Here is a 17,843-nt window from a genome sequence, read left to right as displayed (position 1 = left end):
AAGGCATGAACCGTCGCTCGGCCCTCGTCCGGGTCATCGCGCTCACCGCCGTCGGCGTCCTCGCTCTCGGCGGGTGCTCGGCGCAGTCCGGCGGCCCCGCCGGATCGTCCTCTTCGGCCGCGCCGTCGTCCGCCGGGGCCGGCGGTCAGGGCGTCGCGAGCCGGGTGGACGCGCTGCTCGCCGAGGCGAAGCAGGCCTTCGACTCCCCCACCCGCACGTCGACGGCGGGCAACACCGACAAGACGGTGAACAGCATGGCCGTGGTCGAGGAGAAGGTGCTCGCCGCCGCGGAGCTCGCGCCCTACCGCGCCGACCTGCTGTTCACGGCGGCATCGGCGCGGATCGCGGAGAAGAACGTGCGGGGCGCGCTTGCACTGTACGAGAGGGTGCTCGGGTTCGCGCCGGAGGACGACGACGCGCAGACCTACCTGGCGGTGTGGAAGCGTTTCCTCGGAGACGCCGGCGGGTCCGCCGCGGCGATGGACCGGTTGCGCGAGGCGGCGCCGGACCGGGTCCCGGAGGTGGAGGCGCTGTTCGCGCAGGTCGACGACGCGGTGCGCACCCCGATCACCGACGCGGCTCCTGCGGGCGCCCCGGACGGCACCGCGATCGTGGTCCTCGGTTACGCGCTCAAGAGCGACGGCAGCATGGACGCCCCGTTGATCAGCCGGCTGGAGAAGACCCTCGAGGTGGCGAGGGCCGTGCCCGCGGCGCCGATCGTGGTGACCGGCGGCGTGGAGAAGGCGGGGAGAACCGAGGGTGCGCTGATGAAGAACTGGCTGGTGGAGCACGGCCTGGACGCCGGGCGGATCACCGACGAGAACTTCGCCCGCACCACCGTCGAGAACGCGCTGTACAGCTCCTACGTCCTCGCCACGCAGCGGTCGTCGCGGGCGATCGTGGTGAGCTCCGCGAGCCACGTGCGGCGCGGCGCGGTCGACCTGGCGCTGGCGGCGCGGCAGAACCTGCCCGGCACCTTCGCCGTGAGTTCGGTGGCGGCCGTGGACAAGCCGCTCGCCGAGCTGGCCGTGCCGTCGGAGGACGAGATGCGCAGCATCTACCGCGACGCCCTGAGCACCCTCGGTCTCTGGTCCTACCGGAGCGCCCCGCTGCTGCAACGCTAGGCCGCCTGGTGCGGCGCCGTGGACCGGTGTCGGTGACCGCCCGGTGTCCGGGTCTCGACGGTGTGCCGTCCGGTCGGATCGTCAACGGTTGCGCTGCTCCAACCGGGCGCCTCCTTGGCGTGATTGCACGCCGCGCAGAGTCCTTGCCCGTTGGTGTGACTGGTGGGCCCGCCCTTCGCGTGCGGGGCGATGTGGTCCGTGTGGGCGATCGGCGCGTCGCAGTACGGGGTGCGGCAGTACCGGTCCCGCACGCGGATGAGATCGGCCAGCCCCGCTGGGAAGAGCCGCCGCCGGGAGTCCATCGCGACGATCGCGCCGTTCTCCGGTGCGACGAACAACCTCCTGACCCAGGCGACGCCGGCTGCGGTGGCCTTGCCGATGAGGTTGCGGGCGATCTCCCCCGGCATGGTCCCGCCGCCGTCGAGGTGGGCCGGACCCGGCCGGTCACCGAGGAGAACCGTCGCGGGGATGGTCAGGCTCACTGTGACCGGCTGCCCTTCCGCGGCATCGCGACCGGTGACACGCGCGAACGCCGTGTCGGCCATGATCTGGCCCCGCGTCCGCAGCTCCGGATCCCGCCCGACCAGCGCATCGGCGTGGTGGCGCAGCGCGGCGTACGCGCCGACGGCCCGCGCCATCGGCAGCAGCAGAGACAACCGCGCCATGCCCTCCGGCTGTGGCCGCAGCGTGACCGTGCGGTCCTTCTCCGCCGCCGCCCTGCGGTCGACCGTCGCCCGGGCGTCGAGCCGGTAGGCGACCTGCTCGACCTTGTCGCCGATCTGTCGGATTCCCAGTCCGGCCAACGTGTCCGGATCCGAACACAGCTGCGCGTCGGCCTGCTGCCGATCGCCGACGTCCAGATGCGACAGGCCACCGACGATGGTCGGCACCGCGTCGGGCGAGACCTCACCGGCGTGGAGGCGGGCCCGAAGGTGCGGCATGTTCCGCTCCAGCTCCACGGCCCTCGACAGCATCTTGGCCGCCGCGTTAGGCGAGAGGTGCAAGGCCAGCGCCACCTCCGCGGCGACGCCCTGCCGCCACCGGTCCTGCGGCAACCCCGCCGCCACCCGTTCGAGTACGCGCTGCCGCAGCAGGTCGGCCGCCAGTCCGTACTGTTCGAGCACGAGCCGGCACCGGCGGAGCTCCGTCGAACGCAGGCGTTCGACCACATCCGCGTGCGATGCCCCATCAGGAGGCCGGTCCTGATCTACCGCAATGTTTTCGTCCATGCCCGAACGCTACGCCGACCCACTGACAAGTTTTCGATATCGCAACACGTCGTCGAACAGAGCGGCCCGCAGGGCCACACCGTCAGCCCCGGAGCACGCCCCGCAGGTCGTCGAGCACGTCGGGGTTCTCGATGGTCGACGGGACCGCCTCGTCGCGGCCCTCGGCGATGGCGCGCATGCTGCGGCGGAGGATCTTGCCGGAGCGGGTCTTCGGCAGCGCGGCGACGATCGCCACCTCCTTGAGCGCGGCGACCGCGCCCACGGTGTCGCGCACCAGCTGCACGATCTCGGCGCGCACCGCGTCCGCGTCCCAGTCGCCGCCCGCCTTGAGCGCCACCAGCGCCCGCGGCAGCTGCCCCTTGAGCTGGTCGGCCACGCCGATCACGGCGCACTCGGCCACGGCGGGATGCCCGGCGATCGCGGCCTCCAGCGCACCGGTCGAGAGGCGGTGGCCCGCGACGTTGATCACGTCGTCGGTGCGGCCCATGACGAAGAGGTAGCCGTCCTCGTCGAGGTAGCCGCCGTCGCCGGTGAGGTAGTTGCCGGGGAAGGTGGTGAGGTAGGAGTCGATGTACCGCTGGTCGGCACCCCACAGGGTGGGCAGCGTCCCGGGCGGCAGGGGAAGCGAGATCACCACGGCGCCTTCGGTACCCGCGGGTACGTCCCGTCCGGCATCGTCGACGATGCGCACCCCGTAGCCAGGCACCGGGACGGTGGCGCTGCCGGGTTTGACCGGCATCGGCTCCACGCCCCGGAGATTCGCGGCGATCGGCCACCCGGTCTCGGTCTGCCACCAGTGGTCGATCACCGGCACGCCGAGCTTCGCAGCGGCCCACTCGTAGGTGTCCGGGTCCAGCCGCTCCCCCGCCATGAACAGGGTGCGCAGGCTCGAGATGTCCGACGCCGCCACGAATTCCGCATCCGGGTCCTCCTTGCGGATGGCCCGCAGCGCCGTCGGCGCGGTGAACAGGTTGCGCACGCCGTGCCGCTCGATCACGCGCCAGAACGCGCCCGCGTCGGGGGTGCCCACCGGCTTGCCCTCGTACACCACCGTCGTGGCGCCGATCAGCAACGGCGCGTACACGATGTAGCTGTGTCCCACCACCCAGCCCACGTCGGAGGCGGTCCACCACACCTCGCCGGGCCCCGCGTCGTAGATCGCGCGCATCGAGTAGGTCAGCGCCACCGCGTGCCCGCCGTTGTCGCGCACCACGCCCTTGGGCTTCCCGGTGGTCCCGGACGTGTACAGGATGTACAGCGGGTCCGTCGCCGCCACCGGCACCGGATCCGCGGGCGCCGCCGCCCGCTCCGCCGCGGCCCAATCGTGGTCCAGCGGGCCGAGTTCCGCGGTGAGTCGGGGCCGCTGCCACACCACCACGGCGCCGGGCTTCGCCGCGGCCGCGTCGACCGCTGCGTGCACGATCGGCAGGTACGGCAGCACCTTGTCGCCCTCCAGGCCACAGGAGGCGGTGACGATCACCGCGGGCTGCGCGTCGTCCAGGCGCGCGGCGAGTTCCGGCGCCGCGAACCCGCCGAACACCACCGAGTGCACGGCGCCGATCCGCGCGCACGCGAGCATCGCGACCACGGCCTCGGTGATCATGGGCAGGTAGATCACCACCCGATCGCCCTTGGCCACACCGAGACCCGCGAGCACGCCCGCGAATTTCGCGACCCGCTCCTGCAGCTGCGCGTAGGTGAGCGTGTGCACCTCGCCGGTGATCGCCGAATCGTGGATCACCGCAGGCTGATCGCCCCGCCCGGCCGCCACGTGCCGGTCCACCGCGTTGACGCAGGTGTTCAGCTCACCGTCGGGGAACCAGCGGTAGAGCGGGGCCCGCGCCCCGTCGAGCACCGTCGACGGAGGCGCGTGCCAGTCGATCGCCCGGGCCTGTTCGGCCCAGAACCCCTCGGGGTCGGTCGTGCTGCGGCTGTACTCGTCGGCGTAGGCACCCATACCGCGACCCTATTAGCCGGCGGTCCGGCGGGGTGGGCTATCCGCGCAGCATCTCCGCGACGAGGAAGGCGAGTTCCAGGCTCTGCTGGGTGTTCAGGCGCGGATCGCAGGCGGTCTCGTAGCGGCCCGCGAGGTCGGCGTCGGAGATGTCCTGCGCGCCGCCCAGGCACTCGGTGACGTCGTCGCCCGTGAGCTCCACGTGCACTCCGCCCGGATGGCTGCCGATGGCGCGATGCACCTCGAAGAAGCCCTGCACCTCGTCGACGATGCGGTCGAAGTGGCGGGTCTTGTAACCGGTGGACGCCTCGTGGGTGTTGCCGTGCATGGGGTCGCACTGCCAGATCACCTTGTGCCCGGTGGCCTCGACGGCCTCCACGATGGGCGGCAGCGCGGTGCGGACGTTCCCGTTGCCCATCCGCGAGACCAGGGTGAGCCGGCCCGGCTTGTTGTGCGGGTCCAGCCGCTCGACGTACTCGACCGCCTGCTCCGGGGTGGTCGTGGGCCCGATCTTGATGCCGATCGGGTTGTGGATCAGCTCCATGAAGGCGACGTGCGCGCCGTCCAGCTGGCGGGTGCGCTCGCCGATCCACAGGAAGTGCGCCGACAGGTCGTAGAGCACCTGCTGGGCCTCGGCGTCGTCGGGGTCGTCCGCGAGCCGCAGCAGGCCGCGCTCGTAGTCCAGGACCAGGGCCTCGTGGCTGGCGTAGATGGTGGCGGTCTTGAGGTTCCAGTCGTCCACGCCGCACGCGGCCATGAACCGCAGGCCACCGTCGATCTCGGCGGCCAGCGTCTCGTACCGGGCGCCCGAGCGCGAGGAGCGCACGAACTCGCGGTTCCACTCGTGCAGCTTGTGCAGGTCCGCCATGCCGGAGCTGGTCACGGCGCGCACCAGGTTCATCGCGGCGCTCGCGTTGGCGTAGGCGCGTACCAGGCGCGACGGGTCGTGGCGGCGCACCTCCTCCTCGGGCGGGAAGCCGTTGACCATGTCGCCGCGGTAGCTGGTGAGGCCCAGCGCGTCGGTGTCGGAGGAGCGGGGCTTGGCGTACTGGCCGGCGATCCGCGCCACCTTGACCACGGGCATCGACGCGCCGTAGGTCAGCGCCACCGCCATCTGCAGCAGGGTGCGGATGTTGGAGGTGATGTGCGGCTCGGTGTTGTCGACGAAGGTCTCCGCGCAGTCGCCGCCCTGGAGCAGGAACGCGCGGCCCAGCGCGACCTCGGCGAGCTGCTCCTGCAGCACCTGGATCTCGGGCGCCACGGCGATCGGCGGCACCGACTCGAGCACCGTCCGCATGGCGTCCGCCTGGTCCCGCGGCCACGACGGCTGCTGCAGGGCGGGCCGGGCCAGCGCGTCGTCGAGGCGCTCGCGCAGGTCACCCGGGAGGTCCGGGAGCTTGGGGAGGGTATCGATGGGGACGTCGACGGTCCAGTTCACTGCCACGTGAGCAAGATTACGCGCCGCTCACGCGCCCGTGATCGCCCGGTACTTGGCCAGGTTGTGCCGGGCGTCGGCGAGCGCGTCGTGGGCGTCCGACGGTGCCGGGGGCAGCGCCGGCCGGCCGCGCTCGTCCCAGAGCTGCTTGAGCTCGCGCGTGTACCGCGGCATCGACCGCGGCAGCGCCGTCATCGGGCCCCAGAGCTGGCACAGGGCGACGTGGTCGTAGGCGCCGACCCACGCCCACAGCTCGATGTCGCCGGGCCCGGCGCTGAGGAAGTCGAAGAGACCGTCGCGGATCGCCGCCCGCGACCGCCACGACTTGCTGGCGGGGGGCGGAAGCTTCGGCAGCACGTTGGCGCGGACCCAGGACCCGGCCCGCTCGGGATCGAACTCGGTGGACACGGCGTAGAACTCGCGGCCGTCCTCGCCGACGATGCCGATCGAGACCAGCTCGATGGTCCTTCCGTCCTCGATGAATTCCGAGTCGTAGAAATATTTCACGTGCCCCGACGCTACGCGGCGTCGACTCCGCTCTCGTCGCCCGGCACCACCACGCCGTCCTTGACGTCCTGCGCGTACACGTCCACGTAGGCCTGACCGGACAGCTTCATGAGCTCGTACATCACCTCGTCCGTGATGGCGCGCTCCACGAACCGGTTGCCCGTCATGCCCTCGAACCGGGAGAAGTCGAGCGGCTTGCCGATGCGCACCTGCACCCGGGTCGGACGCGGGAGCGTGGTCCCGGGCGGGTTGAACTTCTCGGTGTCCACCATGGCCACCGGGATGATCGGCGCGCCGGTCTCGAGCGCCATCCGGGCCATGCCCGTCTTGCCCTTGTACAGCCGCCCGTCGGGGCTGCGGGTGCCCTCCGGGTAGAGGCCCAGCAGCTGCCCCCGCTCGAGTGCGCCGACGCCCGCGTTGAGGGCGTCCTGCGCCGCGTCGGCGCTGCCGCGCATGATGGGGATGCAGCCGACGGAGGAGAAGAACCACTTCTTGAACGCGCCCTTGAGGCCCGTGCCGGTGAAGTACTCGCTCTTGGCGAGGAACTTGATGGGCCGGGGCACCATGAGCGGCAGGAAGAACGAGTCCATGACGGCCAGGTGGTTACTGGCGAGGATCGCCGGCCCGTCCTTCGGCAGGTTCTCGACGCCCACCACTCGCGGGCGCCCGAGCAGGCGCAGGAACGGCCCGATGAGGACCCATTTGAAGACCATCCACCACATGTCGTCCAGCTCCCAGTCGCGACCTGACGTGCTGGGCCTCACTCTACCGAGGGTGCGCGGATGTCGCCGGGGGATCCCGCCCGGTTCAGCCGACGGGCACGGCTCCGCGGGCGAGCGCCGCGGCGCCCAGCATGCCGGCGCGCTCGCCCAGCTCGGTGGCGCGGATGCGCGGCTTACGCCGGTACGTCGCGCCGGTCATCATCCGCGCGTAGTGGTCCCGCGCGTCGTCGAGGAACAGGCGCGACGAGGCGCCCACGCCACCGGACAGCACGATGAGGTCCGGATCGAAGACGTCGCTCACCATCGCCAGCCCCACGCCCAGCCAGCGCGCCAGTTCTCCCACGGCCTCCTGCGCGACGGGGTCCCCCGCCTCGGCGGCCGCGGCCACCTTCCGGCCGGTGAGCGAGCCCGGGTCCTCGGCCAGCTCGCGGGCGAGCAGGACGCCGCGGGAACCCTTGGGGCCCATCAGGTCTATCGCCGTCTCGACGAGCGCGGTACCGCTGCAGTAGCGCTCCCAGCAGCCGCGCTTGCCGCAGTCGCACGGCCGCCCGTCGGGCACCACCTGGAGGTGGCCGAGTTCCGGGGCCACGCCGAACGCACCGCGGTACAGCTCACCGTCGATGAGCAGCCCGGCGCCGATGCCCGTGCCGAGCGCGACCACGCACGTGACCTTGCTGCGTTTGGCGCCGCCGAACTCGTACTCGGCCCAGGCGGCGGAGTTGGCGTCGTGTTCCATCACGACGGGCAGCCCCACCCGCTCGGTCATCTCGGCGGGCACGTTGGCGTCGCGCCACGGCAGGTGCGGCGCGAAACACACCGTTTCCCGCGCGGGGTCGAGGAACCCGGCGACGGCGAGGCCCACGGCCCGCACGTCGTGCTCCACGCACAGCTCCTGCACCACGCGGTCGAGGCAGCGCTCGAGGGCGGGGGCGCTGCGCGGGGTCTCCGCGCGGGCCGTGTCGACGATGGTCCCGTCGTCCGTGACCACGCCCGCGCGCACCGAGGTGCCGCCGATGTCGATGCCGATCGTGAGGGTCATTCCCCGGCTTCCTCCAGATCCTCGGCGAGGCGGATGTCGATGCGCTCGTACCCGTTCGTCTGCGACGACGGAGGCGCGGCGCTGTCCGCGGGCGCGGCGGACGACTCGGGCGCCTCGCCGCGCACCGTCGACAGGTAGTCGGCGGCGACCGCGGCGAAGGTGACGCGGGCAGCGCCGAGCAGTTCCTCGGCGAGCCGCAGCAGGTCGGTGAGCACCTCGTCGGCGAAATGCCCGAAGGATTTCGAGGCCTCGGCCGCGAACGGCTCCAGGTTCCGGGCGACGGCACCGTTCAGCGCGCACAACCGGCAGCCGCCGGGGGCGCCGTCGGGGTGCGCGGCGTGCTCGGCGAGGCCCGCCGCGATCCACGGGCGGGCGGTCTCGAACAGCCGCGTGGCCGCGGCGAGGAACTCCTCGGAGGGGTCATCGGGCATTCGGCCACACCTCCGGATCCGGGGCGAAACTCACGCGCAACTCCCCTTCCGTGTACGTGGCACCCGCAACGACGCAGCGGCGCAATACAGACGGTAGCCGCATCCGGCGCCGCACACCCTGCGCATCGACCACCAGATCCTCCTCGACGCGGCCGAGGCCGATCGTCGCGGGGTCCACCAGCGGCAGCGCGATCGCCCAGTCGTACCGCGCGTCCAGGCCCTCCCCGCCGGCGCGCCGCACCTCGGGCACCGGGGTCGGCTCGGGCGCACCGTCGAGCACGGGTCCGGGGTCCCAGGCCAGGGCCGCGGCGCCGGGGAGCCCGGTGAGGGGCTCCGCCGCCTCGGCCAGCTCGAGCACGGGGCGGCCCAGCTCGGCGGCCAGCTCGGCGACGGCCTCGCGGGCGTCGTCCTGCGCCGCGACGTGCGCGCCGACGTACCGCACCGCGGGGTGCGGCAGGTCGAGCGCGAACCGGTCGTCGACGTCGATGAGCCGGTTCAGCACCAGCGCCACCGGCCGCATCCCGAGCACTTCCAGGGCCGCGAGCTCGTGCCGGGCGCGGGCGGGCCGGCCGCCGTCGCCGGTGAGCACGTAGACGATCTCCAGGGCGGACCGGTCGGCCACGAACGTCGCGAGCGCCTCGGCGGTCCCGGCGAGCGGCTCGGCGAGCAGCAGGGCCGCCAGCGTCCCCGCCACCGGCCCGGACGCGGAGCCCGCGAGCCGCACGTGCCGCGGCCACACCCGCTCCAGGTACGCGGCGAGTGACGCCGGCGCGGTGAGCAGGGCGGCCAGGGCGTCGAACCCCGGCCCGTCCACGACGACGGTGCGGTACTCCCCCGAGTCCACGTGCCCGCGGATCGCGCGCAGCGTCAGCAGGTGCTCGGCGTCCGCGAGCCCGGTCAACTCGGGCGGTTCGAGCACGAACGGGTCGAAGCCCGACGGTCCGCCGTCGCCCTCCGCCGCGCCCCGTCCGGCCCGGACGGTCGACGAGAGTGTGCCCCACCACGATGCGAGCAGCTCGACGGGGTTGAGGTGGACGTGGTCGAACGGGCCGGCACCGTCGGCGACGAGGGGGTCCACCACCCGCCCGACGGTGACCAGCAGGGTGCGGCCGCGCGCCGCGGCCCGGGCGGCGAGGGACGCCGACACCGTGGTCCTGCCCGATCCCCCGGCGCCGGCCACCAGCAGTACGCGGGTCGCGGCGTCCCCGGGCATCAGGATCCGGCCGCCCGCTCGCCCTCGACGTGGCGCTTGAGCTCCTTGAGCGCCGTGTCGGTGATCGCCTTCTCCGCCTTGCGGCGCAGCATTCCCAGCATCGGGATCTGCAGCGTGACCTCGAGCGTGTAGGTCACGGTGGTGCCCGTGCCGTCGGCCGTGGGCGTCAGGTCGTACCGGCCGTGCTGGGTGCTCTGCAGGGTGCTCGCGGCGAGCTCCCATTCGACGGAGCGGCCGCCGGGCTCCCAGGTGTACTCGAGTTCGTAGGTGTCGCGGAGGAATCCCTCCTCGAGCACGAACCGGACGCGCTGGGGCCGGCCGTCGTCGGTGGTGTCGAGGACGGTGACCTCGCGGGCGGCGGAGACCCACTCCGGGTACCGGTCGAACGCCGAGATCGCGTCCATGATCGTGTCCGCCGGTGCGGCGATCACGATCGATTCGCGGGTGCGGTCCGCGTCAGACACGCTCCACCTCCCCGACCGGCGGCGCTGCCGGGCCGCCGAGAACCCTGCCGTCCTCGGCGGTGAACTTCACGTCGAACATCACGTCGTGGCCGCGGACGCGGCGCTCGCCGACCTCGGCCACGATCTGCTCGGGCGTCATCGGCTTCGCGGGCTCGGCGTGCAGGAAGTAGTGCAGCAGGGAGCCGTCCAGGTGCGGTTCGATCCAGAACTCGGACGTCCCGGTGACGGGGCCCTCGACCTTCCACCGGATACCCAGGTCGCCCCGGTCCTCGGTGACGGTCAGGCGCAGATCGGGGAACCAACCGCGCCACCGCTGCGCGCCCGCCATCGCGGCGGCCACGGCACTCGGGTGGGCGGCGACGAATGCGACGTCGGCCACTTGGATGGTGCTCACCTCATAAGCTTCACACATCGCGCGGCTCCATGGTCCGTGCCGGGTCCGTCAGGGCCTCGCCGTCGCACTCCGGGACCGATTTCGCCCGGTGTAAGGTTCACCACAAAATCACCGAACGCGACCCGGAGGATTCGTGCGCGAGATCAGTGTTCCCGCCAACTTCACCATCGACCCGGACTCGTCGACGGTCGACGTCGTCTTCGACGTCGCCCGGACCGACCCGCAGAGCGTCCGGGTCAAGCGGCTGGTCGGTGACGCGTGGCAGCCGGTCACCTCCGCGCAGTACGCGGAGGAGATCCTGGGCGTCGCGAAGGGGCTCGTCGCGCAGGGCGTGCAGCCCGGGGACCGCGTCGCGCTGATCTCCTCCACCCGCTACGAGTGGCCGGTCGTCGACTTCGCGATCTGGGCCGTCGGCGCGGTCACCGTCCCGGTGTACGAGACCAGCAGCTCCGGCCAGATCGACTGGATCCTCAAGGATTCCGACGCCGTGCTCATGGTCATCGAGGGGCCGAAGCAGGCCGCCGAGGTGGACGAGCTGAGCGACCTGCACAACGTGAAGCGGGTGCTGCGGATCGACCCGGCGGAGGGCGAGCAGGGCGCGATCGCGGCCCTCACCGCCGAGGGCGCGGACGTGACCGAGGAGCAGGTGCACGCCGGCCGCGCGGGCGTGAAGGCCGACGATCTGGCCACCCTGATCTACACGTCGGGGACCACGGGCCGACCGAAGGGCTGCGAGCTCACGCACACCAACCTCATGAGCGAGGCCGAGGCGATCCTGGGCTCGCCGTTCGGCGACGCGATCCGCGGCGGCTCCAACGTCATGTTCCTGCCGCTGGCGCACGTGCTGGCCCGCGCGGTGAACATCGCCTGCTTCAAGGGCGGCGCGGTGGTCGGCCACTTCAACGACACCCGGAACCTGGTGCCGCAGTTCGCCGTCTTCCAGCCGACGCTGATCCTCTCGGTTCCCCGGGTGTTCGAGAAGGTCTTCGCGTCCGCGCAGCAGAGCGCCGTGGACGGCGGCAAGGGCAAGATCTTCGAGGCCGCGGTGCAGACGGCGATCGAGTACAGCGAGTCGCTCGACAAGGGCGGCCCGGGCCTGCTGCTCAAGGCCAAGCACGCCGTCTTCGACAAGCTGGTCTACGGCAAGCTCAAATCGGCGCTGGGCGGGAACTGCAAGGTGGCCATCTCGGGCGGCGCGCCGCTGGGAGCGCGTCTCGGGCACTTCTTCCGCGGCGTCGGCGTCACCGTGATGGAGGGGTACGGCCTCACGGAGTCGACCGCCGCGATCACGGTGAACGTGGAGGGCGCGCAGCGGATCGGCACCGTCGGTCGGCCCCTCGCGGGGCAGGCCGCCAAGATCGCCGAGGACGGCGAGATCCTGCTCAAGGGGTCCGTGGTGTTCCGCGGCTACTGGCAGAACGAGGAGGCCACCGGCGCCGCGCTCGAGGACGGCTGGTTCCACACGGGCGACCTCGGGTCGATCGACGAGGACGGCTTCCTCTCGATCACCGGCCGTAAGAAGGAGCTCATCGTGACCGCGGGCGGCAAGAACGTCTCCCCCGCCGGCCTCGAGGACGCCCTGCGGGCCAACCCGCTCATCTCGCAGGCGATGGTCGTGGGCGACGCGCAGCCCTACATCGCCGCCCTCGTCACCATCGACCCGGAGGCCTTCCCGCAGTGGAAGTCCGCGAACGGCAAGCCGGAATCGGCCACCGTCGCCGACCTCCGCGACGACGCCGACCTCAAGGGCGAGGTCGACAGGGCCGTCGCCGCCGCGAACGAGACCGTCTCGCACGCCGAGGCGATCAAGAAGGTGCGCATCCTCCCCGACGACTTCTCGGAGGAGACCGGTGAGATGACGCCGACCATGAAGGTGAAGCGGAACGTCGTGACGGAGAAGTACGCCGACGACATCGCCGCCATGTACGCGAAGTAGCGCCGCCTCCCGATCTTCGGTGCGTTCCCGCGGCCGCCCGTCGGCGTGTCACCGCAGGAACGCACCGAGGATCCCCGACTCGACGGCGGTTCAGTCGATTCAGTAAGGGTTGAGCAGGGTCTGGAGGCGGTGGCCCAGGCGGCGCCAGTTGAAGTGCTCTCCGACCAGCTCGCGCCCGCGGGCTCCCATCGCGGCGGCGCGGTCGGGGTCGGCGAGCAGGCCCGCGACGGCGTCGGCGATGGCCTCCACGTCGCGGCCCGGCACCACGTGACCGGACTCCCCCTCCCACACCGTCTCCGGGGCGCCGCCGGAATCGCCTGCGACGACGGGCTTCCCGGTCGCTGACGCCTCGAGGAAGACGATGCCGAGGCCCTCCACGTCGAGCCCGGCGCCGCGGGTGCGGCAGGGCATGGCGAACACGTCGCCGAGGTTGTGGTGCGACGCCAGCTCGTCGGCGGCCACTCCGCCGGTGAAGATCACGGCCTCGTCGACGCCTGACTGCCGCGCGAGCGTGTGCAGGGTCTCCGCATACGGGCCGCCGCCCACGATCACCAGCTTCGCGCCGGGCACCGTCGACCGGATCCGCGGCAGCGCCCGGATCAGCATGTCCTGCCCCTTGCGCGGCACGAGCCGCGACAGGCACAGCACGACGGGCTCGTCCTCGCCCAGCCCGTACCGGGCGCGCAGTTCGGACCGCGCACCGTCGTCGGGCTTGAAGGCGTCGGTGTCCACCCCGGGCGGGAGGTGCTCCAGGGCGGCGTGCCGCCCGAACGCCGCGCTGAACCTGCCGCGCGTGTACTTGCTGACGTAGGTCACCACGTCCGTGGTGTCGCCGATCCGGCGCAGGCAGGCCCGCGACGGCGGCGTCATCGACCAGCCGACCTCGTGGCCGTGCGTGGACGCGACGGTGTGCAGTGCCCCGGCCTCCGTGAGCGGCTGCCCGAGCAGCGCCAGCGGCGCGGCGGCGCCGAACCACACGGTCTCGATGTCGCGGGACCGCACGAGGTCGCGGGCGCGGCCGAACGCGTCGGGAGTCGGCAGCAGCAGCGACGTGGGATGGCGCACGACCTCGAACGGCTGCGCCGCGTCGTACTCCTCGCTGCCGCGCCAGCGCGACGCGTAGACGACCAGCTCGTCGGCGGGCAGTTGCCGCACGAACGCCTGGAGGTAGGTCTGGATCCCGCCGGGGCGGGGCGGGAAGTCGTTGGTGACCAGCAGCGTGCGCGGCATGGGGTCAACCGTACTGGCGGGGCGGCGCCCGCCCCGTCACACCCCCGCGGGACGCCCCGTCAGGGCCGCATCTCGTACGCGCCGTCGTACGCCGCGACCTGCTGCCAGACCCGATCGAAAGCCTCGGCGTCGGCCACCGGGCGGCGGACCGCCCCGAGCGCCCACTGCTGCTGCGCCTCGGTCGCGGACGCCTTGCCGTACAAGCCCACCGCGTAGCCGGAGAAGTCGCGGATGAGCACGTCGAAGATGCGGGCGAGCACGTCCCGGTCGAGCCCGGTGAGATCGGCCTGCTCCAGGATGAGCTGGCCGTACACGACGAGCGAGAACAGGTGCCCCACGTCGAGCACGAAGTCGAGGTCCTTGGCCTGTTCCGGGCTCGGCGCCGCGGTCTGCAGGAAGGTGCGCAGCGCCTGCGCCTGCTCGTAGAACACGGCGACGTTCGGGACGTCGGCGTGCGCCTCGTACGCGCTCGTCCAGTCGGCGAACCGCACCTTGCTCGCGCCCCCGAGTGAGCCCTGGGCGAAGAAGAACGCGTCGTCGCCGGCCTCGAGGCGGGTCCCGATCTCGGGGTAGTCCGCCGGGTTCAGCAGGTAGTTGGGCATGAACTTGAGGATCTGCGCCACGTTCACGTGCACGGTGCCCTCGAGCCGCGGCAGCCAGCCGATGAACCGGTTCGCCTGGTGGAAGTACGTGGTCTTCTCGTAGCCCTTGGCGGCGACCACGTCCAGCAGGAGCGTCATCACCTTCTCGCCCTCGGAGGTCACCTTGGACTTGGTCATCGGGTTGAACAGCAGGTACCGGCGGTCCTCGCGGCTGGCGCTGCGGAAGTAGTCCACGGACCGGTCGCTGAACAGCTTCATCGCGACCATGCGTGCGTAGGCGTCGACGAAGTTGCCGCGCACGTGGCTGAAGTCGGTGACCGGGTCGCCGTACAGGATCCGGTTGTTGGAGTGGGTGATCGCCTCGTAGAAGGCGTGCTCGCACATGCCGATCGAGCCGTGGCACAGGTTGAACTTGCCCACGTTGACGGTGTTGAGCGCGGCCGCGAAGGCGTCCGGCCCGGTGTGCAGCACGTCGTCGGCGGTCACGGGGTAGTCGACGAGCTCGAAGGTCGAGACGAACATCTGGCCGTGCACCACGTTGTCGATGAGCCGGTACGCGGGATGCCGACTGTCGGCCGCGAAGAAGACGTACGCGTCGGGCCCCTCCACGTCGGCGCGCCGGCCGAACACCGAGACCATCCCGGCGACGTTGCCGTTGCCGATGTAGTACTTGGTGCCCGAGGCGGTGAAGCCGCCGTCCCCGGTGGGGGTGAGCACCATGTCGGTGCTGTAGACGTCGGCACCGTGGGCGCGCTCGGACAGCCCGAAGGCCATCACCTCGCCGTCGACGAGCTGCTGCGCCGCCTTCTGCTTGGCGATCTCGTTGTCGCTCATCCAGATCGGCCCGAGGCCGAGGATGGTGACCTGCTCCGCGTACCAGTAGGAGAGCCCGTAGAAGCCGAAGATCTCGCTCAGCGCGGCGTTGCGGGCGGCATCCCAGCGGCGGTTCGGGTCCCCGGCGGCGTAGGCCGCGGGCGTGAGGAACGTGGCGAACAGCTTCTCGCGCTTCTCGAACTCGAGGAAGTCCGCGACCCACTCGGCCTCGAGATCGGCGCGCAGCAGTCGCTCCTTGCCGTACGACTCGAAGAACTCGACGGTGGCCCGCAGGAGCCGCCGGGTCTCGGCGTCGAAGTGCGCGTAGTCGGCGGTGGACGGATTCAGGAGGAGGCCCGGCATGGGCTCATGCTATCGCCCTTGCGATGGCATCGGACGGGGGTCGACGGTGCGCGGTGCCCGCCTCGGCGACGGTCCCTCGCGCGGCGGGCGCTAGAAGCGGACGGCCGAGTTGAACGGGCCCGCCGAATCGAGCGGAACCACCTGCACGGGAACGCCGTACGTGGAGGCGTGCACCACCTTGCCGTCGCCCACGTACATGCCGACGTGGGTGGCGCCCGGGTAGTAGACGATGATGTCGCCCGGCTGCAGATCGCCCCGCGAAACCTGCTGTCCACCCGACAGCTGCGCCTGCGATGTGCGCGGCAGCGACTTCCCGCCCTGCTTGAACGCCCACGACGTGAGGCCCGAGCAGTCGAACTGGCCGGGGCCCGTGCCGCCCCAGGCGTAGGGCATGCCGACGCGGGTGAGGGCGGCGCGCACGGCGACGAGCCCCGGGGAGCTGCCCGCCGGCACCTTGCTGGGGTCGAACGGGACGTCCGGGCCGACCAGGCTGCCGCGCTGGGCGCCGGTGAGCCGGTCGTAGATCGCCTTGATGCGCGCGACCTCGGACGCGAGACGGGACTTCTTCTCGCGCAGGTCCGAGCTCTTCTTCTCGGCGTCGTTCTTGGCGTTGTCCGCGGCGGTCGCGGCGTCGGACGCGCGCTTCTCCGCGGAATCCGCGGCCGACTTGGCCTTCTTGAACTCGTCGACGGTGGCGACCACGTCGCGGTTGACGAAATCGAGCGTCGACATCTGGTCCAGCATCTGCTGCGGCGAGTCGCTGACCAGCAGGGCGTAGGTGCGGTTGGTCCGCGCGCCCATGTAGTTGGCCTTGACCACCGCGTCGACCCGCGGCTGCAGCTGGGCGCGACGGCCGGCGACGGACGACACCTCGCGCTTCGCGGCGACGAGGGTCGAGTCCGCGGCGCGCTTCGCGGCCCCGGCCTTCTCGGCGTCGTCCTGCGCGGCCTTCGCGGCCTCGTTCGTGGCCGACGCCTGCTCCGACAGCGCCTTGTACTGCTTGAGCGCCGCGTCCGCGTTGTCCGGGTCCGCCGTCGCGCTCCCGACCACGGTCAATCCCGCGACGACGGCGAGTGCGGACGAGGCGACGACGCCGCGCCGAGCGAGGGCGCGAGCGGAACTGAACGGGGGCACGAGCGTTGGGGTCCTTCCAGGCCTGACGTCGACGAGAGGTTGCGGACGCGGTTGCTATCGCAACCCGGCCCAGAATACGTCAGTAGCGACGAGCAGCGTAAACCGACATCTCGTTGAGCGGGCTCACCTTGACGGGGACGCCGTAGTTCACCGAGTGGACGACCTTGCCGCCGCCGATGTACACCGCGGCGTGGCTGCCGCCGTTGTAGATGACGACATCGCCGGGCTGCAGGTCCTTGACCGAGACCGAGCGGCCGCCACCGAGCTGGCCGTAGCTGTCACGCGGCACCGAGATGCCCGCCTGCTTCATCGACCAGTAGACGAGGCCGGAGCAGTCGAACGCGGTCGGCCCGGCGGAGCCGTACGAGTAGGGCATACCGGTCCGCGAGAGCGCGGCCTGCACGGCCTGCGCCTTCGCTCCGCCGGCCTGCGCGCCGGCGACCGTGGTCTGGCCCGGACGCGGGGCGATCGACACACCGCCGATCACGTTCGGGCGTGCGGCGTTGCTGTGCGACGCCACGGGCTGGCCCGCCGGCGCGGGCTGCACACCCGGCGCGGGCTTGACGCCGGGAGCCGGCTTCACACCCGGGGCGGGCTTCGCCTTGGGGGCGACGTTCGCCGGCTTGACCTGCGGCGCGGGCTTGGCCTTCAGCGCCGGCTGGCCGGGAGCGGGCGCGGGCGCCGGAGCCGCGAGTGCGGTGGCGGCCGGAGCCGCGAGAGTACCGATGGTGACTGCGCCAGCTGCCAGGGCGCCGCGTGCTGCGGTCGCGCCACGGCTCGGCTGCGGCTGAAGTCGGTGTTTCGCCACGAAGGGAGTCTCCTAATGTCTTCCTGACCGCCGACCGAGTTAGCTGACGGGTTCGGGCGAGGAAGATGCCCTACCCCGGAGGTCGAGACCTCCGGCGATTCACCCCGGATACTGCGTGTGGGTCCCCGGCGGGGCCGTGTGGCCCCTTAGGCGGTGACCTCGGGAGACGGGACGGATTTCGGCCCGGGCTCCTCCACAAGGTCTCGGAAAGATTACGAAACGGAAACGCGCCTGTCTAGCCGGACGCGCCGACAACGACCCGAATCGCCCGGATCGCCCGGTTTCATCCGGCGCGTTTCTCCTGGTCAGGCACCACACGTAATCCAGGCAACATTCCTGCGCCCGCGAATGTCGCGATGGCGTCGTTGAGACCCGGCTCGGGGTGTTCCGTGACCGGCCGCGGGGGCGGCGCGACGCTCAGGACCGGCCCCAGCAGGAGGCCCAC

At 71.9% G+C, this 17,843-nt stretch carries 16 protein-coding genes and 1 riboswitch; of the genes, 2 read left to right on the top strand and 14 right to left on the bottom strand.

The genetic code is table 11. From position 1 onward, the window contains the following. Positions 1-5: 5 nt before the first annotated feature. The gene (locus BN39_RS20050) at positions 6-1,124 is read left to right on the top strand and encodes an ElyC/SanA/YdcF family protein (RefSeq protein WP_019204235.1); all 1,119 of its coding nucleotides are present in this window, start codon (positions 6-8) and stop codon (positions 1,122-1,124) included. On the opposite strand, the gene BN39_RS20045 is transcribed toward BN39_RS20050, so the two are convergent. The 10 genes from BN39_RS20045 to BN39_RS20000 all read right to left on the bottom strand — a co-directional run bounded on the left by BN39_RS20045 (position 1,121) and on the right by BN39_RS20000 (position 10,530). Further along, entirely contained in the window at positions 1,121-2,353 is a 1,233-nt protein-coding gene (locus tag BN39_RS20045) for an HNH endonuclease signature motif containing protein (RefSeq protein WP_081586208.1), read from the bottom strand. The two genes, BN39_RS20050 and BN39_RS20045, sit on opposite strands and share 4 nt — an antisense overlap. Positions 2,354-2,435: 82 nt before the next feature. Beyond that, positions 2,436-4,310, bottom strand: coding sequence for an acetate--CoA ligase (locus tag BN39_RS20040; RefSeq protein ID WP_019204233.1), 1,875 nt, complete (start codon positions 4,308-4,310; stop codon positions 2,436-2,438). A gap of 37 nt (positions 4,311-4,347) precedes the next feature. Further along, on the bottom strand, positions 4,348-5,745 hold the full coding sequence (locus tag BN39_RS20035) for a class II 3-deoxy-7-phosphoheptulonate synthase (RefSeq protein ID WP_019204232.1): 1,398 nt from the start codon (positions 5,743-5,745) through the stop codon (positions 4,348-4,350). A 27-nt stretch (positions 5,746-5,772) separates the two neighbouring features. Further along, positions 5,773-6,249 (bottom strand): polyadenylate-specific 3'-exoribonuclease AS, encoded by a 477-nt coding sequence (locus BN39_RS20030; RefSeq protein ID WP_019204231.1) that lies wholly within the window; start codon positions 6,247-6,249, stop codon positions 5,773-5,775. A gap of 11 nt (positions 6,250-6,260) precedes the next feature. Continuing rightward, positions 6,261-6,971 (bottom strand): 1-acyl-sn-glycerol-3-phosphate acyltransferase, encoded by a 711-nt coding sequence (locus BN39_RS20025; RefSeq protein ID WP_019204230.1) that lies wholly within the window; start codon positions 6,969-6,971, stop codon positions 6,261-6,263. 85 nt (positions 6,972-7,056) lie between these two features. Beyond that, on the bottom strand, positions 7,057-8,010 hold the full coding sequence (locus tag BN39_RS20020) for an ROK family protein (protein ID WP_019204229.1): 954 nt from the start codon (positions 8,008-8,010) through the stop codon (positions 7,057-7,059). Continuing rightward, a complete protein-coding gene (locus BN39_RS20015; protein WP_019204228.1) occupies positions 8,007-8,441 on the bottom strand; it encodes a hypothetical protein in 435 nt (144 codons plus the stop codon). The genes BN39_RS20020 and BN39_RS20015 overlap by 4 nt, the downstream gene beginning before the upstream one ends. Beyond that, complete coding sequence (locus BN39_RS20010) at positions 8,431-9,654, bottom strand: hypothetical protein (RefSeq protein ID WP_019204227.1); 1,224 nt, start codon at positions 9,652-9,654, stop codon at positions 8,431-8,433. The genes BN39_RS20015 and BN39_RS20010 overlap by 11 nt, the downstream gene beginning before the upstream one ends. Next, the gene (locus BN39_RS20005; protein ID WP_019204226.1) at positions 9,654-10,118 is read right to left on the bottom strand and encodes an SRPBCC family protein; all 465 of its coding nucleotides are present in this window, start codon (positions 10,116-10,118) and stop codon (positions 9,654-9,656) included. Before BN39_RS20005 ends, BN39_RS20010 begins: the two co-directional genes overlap by 1 nt. Further along, a complete protein-coding gene (locus tag BN39_RS20000; RefSeq protein WP_040768755.1) occupies positions 10,111-10,530 on the bottom strand; it encodes a hypothetical protein in 420 nt (139 codons plus the stop codon). Before BN39_RS20000 ends, BN39_RS20005 begins: the two co-directional genes overlap by 8 nt. Positions 10,531-10,645: 115 nt before the next feature. Here BN39_RS20000 and BN39_RS19995 point away from each other — a divergent pair, with 115 nt between their 5' ends. Further along, complete coding sequence (locus BN39_RS19995; protein ID WP_019204224.1) at positions 10,646-12,448, top strand: long-chain fatty acid--CoA ligase; 1,803 nt, start codon at positions 10,646-10,648, stop codon at positions 12,446-12,448. Between the two features lie 99 nt (positions 12,449-12,547). Here BN39_RS19995 and BN39_RS19990 read toward each other — a convergent pair whose 3' ends face one another. The 4 genes from BN39_RS19990 to BN39_RS19975 all read right to left on the bottom strand — a co-directional run bounded on the left by BN39_RS19990 (position 12,548) and on the right by BN39_RS19975 (position 17,398). After that, the gene (locus tag BN39_RS19990) at positions 12,548-13,678 is read right to left on the bottom strand and encodes a glycosyltransferase family 4 protein (protein WP_019204223.1); all 1,131 of its coding nucleotides are present in this window, start codon (positions 13,676-13,678) and stop codon (positions 12,548-12,550) included. Positions 13,679-13,737: 59 nt separating this feature from the next. Beyond that, positions 13,738-15,456, bottom strand: a complete 1,719-nt coding sequence (locus BN39_RS19985) for an acyl-CoA dehydrogenase family protein (RefSeq protein WP_019204222.1) — start codon at positions 15,454-15,456, stop codon at positions 13,738-13,740. Positions 15,457-15,546: 90 nt separating this feature from the next. Then, entirely contained in the window at positions 15,547-16,590 is a 1,044-nt protein-coding gene (locus BN39_RS19980) for an NlpC/P60 family protein (protein WP_019204221.1), read from the bottom strand. Between the two features lie 79 nt (positions 16,591-16,669). Then, positions 16,670-17,398, bottom strand: coding sequence for a C40 family peptidase (locus tag BN39_RS19975; RefSeq protein WP_019204220.1), 729 nt, complete (start codon positions 17,396-17,398; stop codon positions 16,670-16,672). 13 nt (positions 17,399-17,411) lie between these two features. Further along, a riboswitch (cyclic di-AMP (ydaO/yuaA leader) is annotated at positions 17,412-17,561 on the bottom strand. Positions 17,562-17,843: the final 282 nt, after the last annotated feature.

This window comes from Tsukamurella sp. 1534, assembly GCF_000312385.1.
Lineage (GTDB): Bacteria > Actinomycetota > Actinomycetes > Mycobacteriales > Mycobacteriaceae > Tsukamurella.
Note: the sequence above shows the minus strand (reverse complement) of the source record. Positions and strands in the feature narration are given on the sequence as shown.

Bases quoted from the DNA above. Each gene is read 5' to 3' on its own strand.
- BN39_RS20000 (WP_040768755.1), bottom strand. From the start codon at position 10,530: ATGTGTGAAGCTTATGAGGTGAGCACCATCCAAGTGGCCGACGTCGCA.
- BN39_RS19990 (WP_019204223.1), bottom strand. From the start codon at position 13,678: ATGCCGCGCACGCTGCTGGTCACCAACGACTTCCCGCCCCGCCCCGGC.
- BN39_RS20020 (WP_019204229.1), bottom strand. From the start codon at position 8,010: ATGACCCTCACGATCGGCATCGACATCGGCGGCACCTCGGTGCGCGCG.
- BN39_RS20040 (WP_019204233.1), bottom strand. From the start codon at position 4,310: ATGGGTGCCTACGCCGACGAGTACAGCCGCAGCACGACCGACCCCGAG.
- BN39_RS20010 (WP_019204227.1), bottom strand. From the start codon at position 9,654: ATGCCCGGGGACGCCGCGACCCGCGTACTGCTGGTGGCCGGCGCCGGG.
- BN39_RS20050 (WP_019204235.1), top strand. From the start codon at position 6: ATGAACCGTCGCTCGGCCCTCGTCCGGGTCATCGCGCTCACCGCCGTC.
- BN39_RS19985 (WP_019204222.1), bottom strand. From the start codon at position 15,456: ATGCCGGGCCTCCTCCTGAATCCGTCCACCGCCGACTACGCGCACTTC.
- BN39_RS20045 (WP_081586208.1), bottom strand. From the start codon at position 2,353: ATGGACGAAAACATTGCGGTAGATCAGGACCGGCCTCCTGATGGGGCA.
- BN39_RS20025 (WP_019204230.1), bottom strand. From the start codon at position 6,971: ATGTGGTGGATGGTCTTCAAATGGGTCCTCATCGGGCCGTTCCTGCGC.
- BN39_RS20015 (WP_019204228.1), bottom strand. From the start codon at position 8,441: ATGCCCGATGACCCCTCCGAGGAGTTCCTCGCCGCGGCCACGCGGCTG.